Genomic DNA, 9,270 nt, shown 5'->3' with positions numbered 1-9,270 from the left:
AGACCAGGTCGACCTGGCGCTGTCGCTGCGACACCGGGCCGGAGTGGCCGCATGAGCGCCCGACAACGGTGCCGGCCCGGAGCCGCCGGCCGCGCCACGACCGGCCTGCCGGAGGTGGACGGTGGACGCTGACCGGTTCGCGCGGGCAGCGCTGAGTCGGCTCGCGGAGCCGTGCGACAAGGAGGTGCCCGGTCTCGTCGAGCAGCTGGGCGCCGTCGAGACCGTCGAGCGCATCCGTGCCGGTCGCGGCACCCTGGCACGCTTCGGGGCGCGACTCGCGGCGCTCGACACCGACCGCGACCTCGACATCGCGGCGAAGGTCGGAGCGCGGGTCGTCGTCCCTGGCGACGCCGAGTGGCCCGAGCGGCTCGGACAGGTCGCCATCCCGCCCTACTGCCTCTGGGTCCGCGGCCCGCTCGACCTCGCGGAGACCGTCGAGCGATCCGTCGCGGTCGTCGGCTCGCGCTCCGCCACGGCCTACGGCGAGCAGGTGGCCGCCGACATCGCCGCCGGACTGTGCCAGCGGGGGTGGGCCGTGGTGTCGGGGGCGGCCTTCGGCATCGACGGCAGTGCCCACCGGGGCGCCCTGGCCGTCGACGGGGCCACGGTCGCGGTGCTGGCGGGCGGGGTGGAGCGCCCCTACCCCTCGGGGCACGCCGCCCTCATCGCGCGGATCGCCCGCGACGGGCTCGTGGTGTCCGAGGTGGCCCCGGGCTCGGCACCGATGAAGTCGAGGTTCCTGGCGCGCAACCGCCTCATCGCCGGGATGACGCGCGGCACGGTCGTCGTCGAGGCCGATCTGCGGTCCGGTTCGCGCAACACCGTCAAGCATGCGATCGAGGCCGGACGACAGGTCGGGGCCGTTCCCGGCCCGGTGACGTCAATGACGTCTTCGGGCTGCCACCAGGAGATCCGTGATGCGCGGGCGGTTCTCGTCACGAATGCCGAGGAGGTCATCGACCTCGTGGGTGACCTCGGCGACGACGCGTGCGAGCCGGGCCGAGGCCCGGTGCTCCCCGAGGACGACCTGCCGCCGCTCGACGCGTCGGTCCTCGAGGTCGTTCCGTTCCGCTCCGGCGTCACCCTCGACGACATCGTGCGTCAGGTGGCGCAGGCGCCGCTCATGGTCCGGGCGGCACTGGGACGCCTCGAGCGGCTCGGTCTCGTCACCGAGTCCGCGGGCACGTGGCGCAAACGGCCCCAACGCCGCCAGCTCCCACTCGGGTGAGGGGACTCGGGTGAGGGGACTCGGGTGAGGGGACTCGGCGGAGGGGGCTTGCCAAGCGTGGGGCGCTTTGCGATGGTGCAAGAGTGACGGATGTGGCGGAGGCGGGACGGCCGGGTGATCCGGAGGTGCCCGAACGGTATGCCGAGCTGCTCCGTGCCTTCTCCCGCCACCTCGGCGCCGAGCGGGGCAGGTCGGTCCACACCCGCCGTGCCTACCTCGCGGACATCCGCCATCTGCTGAGCTTCGCGGTGGGCCGCGGCATCGGCGAGATCGCCGACCTGCGCATCGGTGACCTCCGGGCCTGGCTGGGCGTCCAGGCCGACGCCGGTGCGGCCAGGGCGACGATCGCTCGCCGGGCGGCCTCGGCCCGAACCTTCCTGCGCTGGGCCGAGCACACCGGTCGCATCCCGGCCGATCCGTCACTGCGCCTGGTGGCACCGAAGCGACTCGCCAGCCTCCCGGGGGTGCTGCGCCAGGCGGAGGCGAGCGAGATGCTCGACCTCGCCGCCACCCGCGCCGACGACGAGGACCCGATCCATGTCCGCGACCGAGCGATGCTCGAGCTGCTCTATGCCAGTGGCATCCGCGTGGGCGAGCTCGCGGCACTGGACATCGACGACGTGGACCGGGCTCAGGGCGTGGTGCGCGTGATGGGCAAGGGTGCCAAGGAGCGGATCGTGCCCTTCGGTGCCCCGGCGTCGCGCGCCATTGAGGCCTGGCTCGCCGTCCGGCCCCGTCTCGTCGGCGAGCACTCCGGCCCGGCGCTCTTCCTCGGGCGGCGCGGTCGCCGGGTGGACGCGCGGCAGGTGCGGTCCGTCGTGCACGAGCTGCTCTCGCACCTGCCCGACGCTCCTGACCTCGGTCCGCACGGCCTGCGGCACAGTGCAGCCACCCACCTGCTCGAGGGTGGGGCGGACCTGCGCATGGTGCAGGAGATCCTCGGCCACGCGAGTCTCGCGACGACCCAGATCTACACGCACGTGTCCGTCGACCGCCTGCGACGCAGCTACGAGCAGGCGCATCCGCGCGCCTGAGCGCCGGACCGCCGAACCGGCGACCCGCCGACCCATCCTCCCGCCGCCGGGTCACGGGAGCGGGAGGAGGATCACCCGCGCTCGACCCACGAAGGTCAGCGGGTCGAGGTAGGTCTCGCCCCGCAGCACGCCCCAGTGCAGGCAGGTTCGGGGAGCACAGTGGCCGGGTGTCGACGTCACCCGTCCGATGGCGTCTCCTCGTGTGACGAACGTGCCGACGGGCGGGGCTGCGGCGACGGGTTCGAAGGTGCTTCTCAGACCGTCGTGCAGGACGACGACCACGGCTCGCCCCGCGATGACCCCGGTCCATGAGACCTGTCCGTCGGTCGGCACCAGGACGGGCTGGCCGACCGACGCCGCCAGATCCACTCCGCGATGCCCGGACGTCCACGCCCGGTCGGGCGGGTCGAACCGGCGGAGGACCTCGGGCTGCGGGTCGAGGGGCCAGGCCCACCGGCCGACCGGCGCCGCGAGGACGACCCGACGGTCACTGACAGGGCCAGGACCAGCGGACGTGGACGCGACGGCGCTCGCACTCGTCACGGTGACGGTGGCAAGGACGGCGCCCAGCAGTGCTGACCCGATCGACATGCCGCCATGCTGGTCGAGCCGCCGATGGTGCGGCACGGAGGGCGAGTCACCTGTGGACGGGCACGTGTCTGCCCGCGGGGATGTGGACGACGACCGTCATCTCGCCGTGGTGACCGGCGGCCACTCCAGTGGGACCGGCCGGCGACTCGAGTGGCTGTGGGTTCACCCAGCGGTGACGTGGGGTGGGGTGCCGGCAGCGGCGAGGCGGTGGCTGGCCTCGAGCAGGACCTCGTCCCTCTTGCAGAAGGCGAACCGGACCAACGTGCGTGCCGCATCCTCGTCGTCGTGGAAGACCGAGACCGGCACCCCCACCACCCCGGCGAGGTCCGGCAGCCGCCGCGCGAACTCGAGCCCGTCGACGGCCCCCAGGGGTGCGGCGTCGGCGATGACGAAGTAGGTGCCCGACGGGCGGGCCACCTGCAGGCCGGACGCCTCGAGCGCCGTGCACAGCAGGTCGCGCTTGGCCTGGAGGGAGGCGCGGATCCCGGCATACACCTCGTCGCCGAGCCCGAGGGCCAGCGCGACGGCCGGCTGGAAGGGTCCCGACGCGACGTAGGTGAGGAACTGCTTGACGGTGCGCGCGGCGGCGACGGCCTCGGCCGGCCCCGAGAGCCAACCGACCTTCCAGCCCGTGGCCGAGAACGTCTTGCCGGCCGAGCTGATCGTGATCGTGCGGTCGAACATCCCCGGCAGCGTCGCCACCGGCCCGTGCCGGGCGTCGTCGAAGACGAGGTGCTCGTAGACCTCGTCGGTGACGACCCACGCGTCGTGCTCCCGCGCCAGGTCCGCGACGAGCTCCAGCTCGGCTCGCGTGAAGACCTTCCCCGTCGGGTTGTGCGGCGTGTTGAGCAGGACGAGTCGCGTGCGCGGCGAGAAGGCCGCCCGCAGCGACGCCTCGTCGACCGCGAAGTCGGGGAACCTCAGCACCGACGTGCGGCGGGTCGCGCCGGCGAGGGCGATCGTGGCGGCATACGAGTCGTAGTAGGGCTCGAAGGTGACCACCTCGTCGCCGGGCTCGCACAGCGCGAGGACCACCGCCGCGATCGCCTCGGTGGCCCCTGCGGTGACGAGGACCTGGGACCCGGCGTCGATGGTGAGGCCGTAGAAGCGCTGCTGGTGCGCGGCCACCGCCTCGAGCAGCTCGGGCACGCCGGGGCCGGGTGGGTACTGGTTGCGGCCCGAGTCGATGGCTGCCTTCGCCGCCTCGAGCATCTCGCGAGGCCCGTCGGTGTCGGGGAAGCCCTGGCCGAGGTTGATGGCGCCGGTCCGGGTCGCGAGCGCCGACATCTCGGCGAAGATCGTGGTTCCGAACGGCTGCATGCGCGAGATCAACGGCGAGCTCATGGCCCGAGCGTAGCCACGCTGCGACATCGGGAGCGTCCCTCGCCTCGCGGCTCAGGAGATGGGCTTGCCACCCAGCCCGCAGCCGGTGACCCGGTACAGCGTGTAGTCGCCGTCGGTCCGGACCGCCTCGACGCCGTCGACGTGGGCCAGGTTCGTCAGGCCCGACGACCGCTCGGGGTGGTCGAGCCAGTAGACGTGGGTCGAGTCGATGGCCCAGCGGATGTCGTGGCGGGCCATCGCCTCGCAGACGTCGGGACGGGCCGTCATGTCATCGAACCCGGTGCCGATGACGATCTCGTCGCCGGTCGCGGGGATCGGGATCGAGCGGTAGAGCGTGTTGGTGCCGAAGAGTGCGAACATGAGCGGCGAGCCGTTCTCCGGGCGGCCGACGACTCCCTGCCCGGTCGGGATGCGGGCCGCGAGGCGGCGTAGCGAGTCCTGCGCCTCGAAGGAGAGGATGACCTTCTTCGGGTCGTTCGGCCGGAAGAAGCCGGTCAGCATCCGGTCGCGCGTCGCCCCGTTGAGCCCGAGGGTCAGCAGCGGGATGACGAGCACCGAGACGACGCCGACCGCGATGGGCCGGGTGGCGAGGACGGGCGCCCGCCGCAGCACGGCACGCACGGCTGGCGTGGCCGCGGCCACGAGCACGACTCCCGGAACGGCCGCCAGCGACGCGAGCCGGACCTTGTCGTTGTACCAGTAGCCGGTGACGAGGGCGGTCCACGACTGGGTGGACGAGGCAGCCATGACGTAGAGCACGACGCAGGCGGCCCACATCGCGACGACGGGGAGCGCGGCCCGGGCCCGCAGGGCGATCCAGGCGATGCCGAGCGCGATGAGCACCGCAAGCCCCCACAGCACGTCTGCGATCTGCAGCCGTCCGCCGACGACCTCGACGATCGCGGTGCCGATCGAGACGCGGTCCTTCCACTCGTAGGACTGGGTCGAGGCCAGCACCGTCGACACCGTCGGTGCGGCGACGAGCGCGGAGGCCACGACCACGACGACGATCGCCAGGTCCCGCGCGACGACCCTCCACGGCAGGTGGTGGAGGAGCCCGGCCCGAACCCGGGCCGAGACGAACCAGACGAGTGCGAAGAGCACGAGCGCGACGAGCGCGTTGGGTTGGATGAGGGCAAGGCCGGGCATCGCCGCGGCGAACCCGAGCCACTGGCCGAGCCGGCGAGAGCGCGCCGCCTGGAGCATGAGGGCGAGCGCGCCGGGGGTGAGGGCGGTCGCCATGAGGTTGGGCCAGAGCACGCCCCACCCGAGGAGGATGGTTGGGAAGGCGATGAACGCGGCAGACGCGAACCCGGCGGCATACGTCACGATCCGGGAGGTGCCGAGGGCGTGGCGGACAAGCGCGACGCACCCGATGGGCCAGACGATCGCGGCCAGCACGAGCGTCGCGACGTTGGTGCCCGGCAGCACGCCGGCGACGCCGGGCAGCAGGCTCGTGGCGATCCAGGCGTGGAAGCCGTTGGGGTAGAAGCCCGGGTTGACGATCGAGAAGTTGCCGGTCTCGAGGAAGAGCCGGATGCGGTCGAGGTGGTAGACCGCGTCCGGGCTGTCGACGAGCTCGTCGGGCCGGCCGATGGCCGGAACGATCGTCACGAGGGCGAGCCCGATCCCGATCGCGATGGCGGCGACGGCGTCGGGGCGCGGCCGCCCGAGGAGGCGCCGGGCGGTGCCGAGCTCGTCGTCGTGCCGGCCGAGCACGTGCACGGCCAGCCAGGGGATGCCCGCGGCCAGCAGCGTCACGACGACGAGGGGGAGCAGGCCCCACCGGACGCCGGCGCGCTGCGCGACGGTCGCGAAGACCGCGATGAGCCCGACCGAGACGGCGGGCGAGACGGCCAGCGCCTCGAGTCCGCGCGCGCCCAGCGTCCGGACGACGAGCCAACCGGGCAGGAACAGCACGACCGAGAGGAGGACGAAGGCCGGGATCGTCTCCACCCATTGCGCCATGCGGGTCATTGTGTCTGGTCGCCCCGATTTCTTCACAACCCGGGTGCCGACGTACTATGGGGGCGGTCACGTGTGCCTGGCACGCGGGACCGTAATTCGCGCGTCTTCTGCCGGTCCACCGGACCGGGTCGCACCACCGCAGTCCCCACCGCTCCGCGGAGGGGCGGGGTGCGTCAGGCGCCAGGAGTGGGCGCAAGCCGTCAGCCGGGCTCGTGTGCAGCACGTGACCGACGAGCGGTGGGCCGCCCACGGACAACTGACAACACCAACCTAGGGAGAACACGGCATGGCCGTCGTCACCATGCGCCAGCTCCTCGAGAGCGGCGTCCACTTCGGGCACCAGACCCGTCGCTGGAACCCCAAGATGAAGCGCTTCATCATGACCGAGCGCAATGGCATCTACATCATCGACCTGCAGCAGTCGCTGACGTACATCAACAACGCGTACGAGTTCGTCAAGGAGACGGTTGCCCACGGCGGCAGCATCCTCTTCGTCGGCACGAAGAAGCAGGCCCAGGAGCCCATCGCCGAGCAGGCGACGCGCGTCGGCATGCCGTACGTCAACCACCGCTGGCTCGGTGGCATGCTCACCAACTTCCAGACGATCTCCAAGCGCCTGACGCGCCTCAAGGAGCTCGAGGAGCTGAACTTCGACGACGTGGCCGGTTCGGGCTACACGAAGAAGGAGCTGCTCATCCTCAAGCGCGAGATGGTCAAGCTCGAGCGCACCCTCGGCGGCATCCGCACGATGGCCAAGGTCCCCTCGGCCGTGTGGATCGTCGACACGAAGAAGGAGCACCTCGCCGTCGACGAGGCCCGCAAGCTCGGCCTGCCGGTCATCGCGATCCTCGACACGAACTGCGACCCCGACGAGGTCGACTACAAGATCCCCGGCAACGACGACGCGATCCGTTCCGTAACGCTGCTGACGCGGGTCATCGCCGACGCCGTCGCCGACGGCCTGGTCCAGCGCTCGTCCGGCAAGTCCGGCGCCGACGCGCAGGCCGAGGAGCCCCTGGCCGAGTGGGAGCGCGAGCTCTACGCCGACGCCGCTGCCGCGACCGAGGCTCCGGCCGGTGCCGCTGAGATCGACGCCGCCGAGGCCGCTGCCGAGGCGCCGGTCGAGACCCCCGTCGAGACGCCGGCCCCCGAGGTCGCCGCCGAGATCGCGGTCGACGCCCCCGCCGAGGCTCCTGCCGAGGCTCCTGCCGAGGCTCCCGCTGAGGCTCCGGCCGCTGACGCGACGGCCGGTGCCGAGCAGGCCTGACGGTCTCTCGCACCAGCCAGACCCAGCTGACACACGAGTCAATCTCCACTGACGAAAAGAGCGATACAGAGCATGGCGAACTACACCGCCGCTGACATCAAGGCGCTGCGCGAGCAGACGGGCGCCGGCATGATGGACGTCAAGAAGGCGCTCGACGAGGCCGACGGCGACCGCGCCAAGGCCGTCGAGATCCTTCGCGTCAAGGGCCTCAAGGGCGTCACGAAGCGTGAGGGCCGCTCGGCCTCCAACGGTCTCGTGGCGGCCTCGGCCACCGACGGCGTCGGCACCCTCGTCGAGGTCAACTGCGAGACGGACTTCGTCGCCAAGGGCGAGAAGTTCATCGCCCTCGCCGACCAGGTCCTGACGCAGGCCGTCGCTGCAGGCGCCACCGACGCCGACTCGCTCCTCGCGAGCACGCTCGAGGACGGCAAGTCCGTCAAGGAGCTGCTCGACGAGGCCAACGCCACCATCGGCGAGAAGATCGAGGTCCGCCGCGTGGCGCGCCTCGAGGGCGACAAGGTCGTGTCCTACCTCCACAAGACGAGCCCCGACCTGCCCGCGCAGATCGGTGTCCTCGTCGCGCTCGAGGGTGGCGACGAGACCGTGGGCCGCGACGTCGCGATGCACATCGCGGCGTTCAGCCCGACCGTCCTGACGCGTGACGAGGTCCCGGCCGAGACGGTCGAGAACGAGCGTCGCGTCGCCGAGGCCACGGCCAAGGAGGAGGGCAAGCCGGAGGCCGCCCTGCCCCGCATCATCGAGGGTCGCGTCAACGGCTTCTTCAAGGAGAACGTCCTGCTCGAGCAGGCCTTCGCCAAGGACGCCAAGAAGACCGTCGGCAAGGTGCTCGAGGAGGGCGGCGCCACGGCGACGTCCTTCGCGCGCTTCCGCGTCGGCCAGTGAGGTCCTGACCTCCCTCGTGTCACCGCACCACGCGTAGCGCAGCACCTGCGCATCACGACGACGTATGCCGGTCGCCCCCAGGGGCGACCGGCATCGTTGCGTCCCGAGGCATGGGCGCGTTGCCCAGGGCCTGGGCGGCATCCCCGGGATGACGCACCTCGCGACCTCGCAGATGAAGAAGGCCATCGCCGACCTCGACGTCCCCGAGGTGCCGGAGTTCCTCGACCAGATCGTCGCCTCGGGGGACACCTGTGGGCCTGCCGCATGTCGGCGGACATACAGCACCTGACGGAGACGGACCTGCGCGACGACGTCGAGGGCATCATCTCGACCTCGGACTTCATCGAGCTGACCGACGGGGCCCAGCTGCTCTTCATCTGAGTCGCCGTCGGGCCCGCTCCACCTTCACACGATCTCCACACGTCGCACCCGCAACGCCCGCGCGGCCGCTCCTAGGCTCAGGGGCATGAACCAGGGGTATCCCGCACCGTCCTCGTATGCCGCCGCGCCGACGCTGCTGGTCGTCGAGGACGATCCGACGATCAACCAGGCCGTCACGGATCGCTTTGTGGCAGAAGGCTTCCGAGTCATCCAGGCCTTCGACGGGCCGGGTGCGGTCGCTGCCCATGGTGAGCATGCGCCGGACCTCGTGGTCCTCGACCTCATGCTGCCCGGCTTGGACGGGCTCGAGGTCTGCCGTCGCATCCAGGGCGACCGGCCGGTGCCGGTGCTCATGCTCACCGCGAGGGCCGACGAGACCGACCTGCTCGTCGGTCTGGGGGTCGGCGCCGACGACTACGTGACCAAGCCGTTCCGGATGCGCGAGGTCGTCGCCCGTGTCCGGGCGCTGCTGCGCCGCGTGGACCGGGCGCGCGAGCTCGCTTGCGAACAGCCGCCGGTGCTCGCCGTGGGGGACCTCACCGTCGACCGTGGCT

General features: G+C 71.8%; 9 protein-coding genes. 6 read left to right on the top strand and 3 right to left on the bottom strand.

The genetic code is table 11. The features are described 5' to 3' along the window. Positions 1 to 121: 121 nt before the first annotated feature. Both dprA and AC1DP0_RS12930 read left to right on the top strand, forming a co-directional pair. The gene (gene dprA, locus AC1DP0_RS12935) at positions 122 to 1,228 is read left to right on the top strand and encodes a DNA-processing protein DprA (RefSeq protein WP_478084966.1); all 1,107 of its coding nucleotides are present in this window, start codon (positions 122 to 124) and stop codon (positions 1,226 to 1,228) included. An 83-nt stretch (positions 1,229 to 1,311) separates the two neighbouring features. Continuing rightward, entirely contained in the window at positions 1,312 to 2,262 is a 951-nt protein-coding gene (locus tag AC1DP0_RS12930; protein ID WP_478084965.1) for a tyrosine recombinase XerC, read from the top strand. A gap of 51 nt (positions 2,263 to 2,313) precedes the next feature. Here AC1DP0_RS12930 and AC1DP0_RS12925 read toward each other — a convergent pair whose 3' ends face one another. The 3 genes from AC1DP0_RS12925 to AC1DP0_RS12915 all read right to left on the bottom strand — a co-directional run bounded on the left by AC1DP0_RS12925 (position 2,314) and on the right by AC1DP0_RS12915 (position 6,165). After that, a complete protein-coding gene (locus AC1DP0_RS12925) occupies positions 2,314 to 2,853 on the bottom strand; it encodes a peptidoglycan DD-metalloendopeptidase family protein (protein WP_478084964.1) in 540 nt (179 codons plus the stop codon). Positions 2,854 to 3,015: 162 nt separating this feature from the next. Further along, complete coding sequence (locus AC1DP0_RS12920) at positions 3,016 to 4,197, bottom strand: pyridoxal phosphate-dependent aminotransferase (protein WP_478084963.1); 1,182 nt, start codon at positions 4,195 to 4,197, stop codon at positions 3,016 to 3,018. Between the two features lie 51 nt (positions 4,198 to 4,248). Further along, on the bottom strand, positions 4,249 to 6,165 hold the full coding sequence (locus AC1DP0_RS12915) for a DUF6541 family protein (RefSeq protein ID WP_478084962.1): 1,917 nt from the start codon (positions 6,163 to 6,165) through the stop codon (positions 4,249 to 4,251). 286 nt (positions 6,166 to 6,451) lie between these two features. Between AC1DP0_RS12915 and rpsB the strand changes: the two genes are divergently transcribed. The 4 genes from rpsB to AC1DP0_RS12895 form a co-directional block, all read left to right on the top strand. After that, complete coding sequence (gene rpsB / locus AC1DP0_RS12910) at positions 6,452 to 7,432, top strand: 30S ribosomal protein S2 (protein WP_478084961.1); 981 nt, start codon at positions 6,452 to 6,454, stop codon at positions 7,430 to 7,432. A gap of 72 nt (positions 7,433 to 7,504) precedes the next feature. Next, entirely contained in the window at positions 7,505 to 8,335 is an 831-nt protein-coding gene (gene tsf / locus AC1DP0_RS12905) for a translation elongation factor Ts (RefSeq protein WP_478084960.1), read from the top strand. Positions 8,336 to 8,483: 148 nt separating this feature from the next. Beyond that, positions 8,484 to 8,624 carry a hypothetical protein gene (locus AC1DP0_RS12900; RefSeq protein WP_478084959.1) on the top strand — a complete coding sequence of 47 codons (141 nt, stop codon included), beginning with the start codon at positions 8,484 to 8,486 and terminating at the stop codon, positions 8,622 to 8,624. A gap of 177 nt (positions 8,625 to 8,801) precedes the next feature. After that, on the top strand, positions 8,802 to 9,270 hold a 469-nt coding region (locus AC1DP0_RS12895), incomplete at its 3' end, for a response regulator transcription factor (protein ID WP_478084958.1).

The organism is Terrabacter sp. P5_B1 (genome assembly GCF_056400505.1).
This window is presented reverse-complemented; position numbering and strand designations above follow the sequence as displayed.

Bases quoted from the DNA above. Each gene is read 5' to 3' on its own strand.
- AC1DP0_RS12925 (WP_478084964.1), bottom strand. From the start codon at position 2,853: ATGTCGATCGGGTCAGCACTGCTGGGCGCCGTCCTTGCCACCGTCACC.
- AC1DP0_RS12920 (WP_478084963.1), bottom strand. From the start codon at position 4,197: ATGAGCTCGCCGTTGATCTCGCGCATGCAGCCGTTCGGAACCACGATC.
- AC1DP0_RS12915 (WP_478084962.1), bottom strand. From the start codon at position 6,165: ATGGCGCAATGGGTGGAGACGATCCCGGCCTTCGTCCTCCTCTCGGTC.
- rpsB (WP_478084961.1), top strand. From the start codon at position 6,452: ATGGCCGTCGTCACCATGCGCCAGCTCCTCGAGAGCGGCGTCCACTTC.
- tsf (WP_478084960.1), top strand. From the start codon at position 7,505: ATGGCGAACTACACCGCCGCTGACATCAAGGCGCTGCGCGAGCAGACG.
- AC1DP0_RS12900 (WP_478084959.1), top strand. From the start codon at position 8,484: ATGACGCACCTCGCGACCTCGCAGATGAAGAAGGCCATCGCCGACCTC.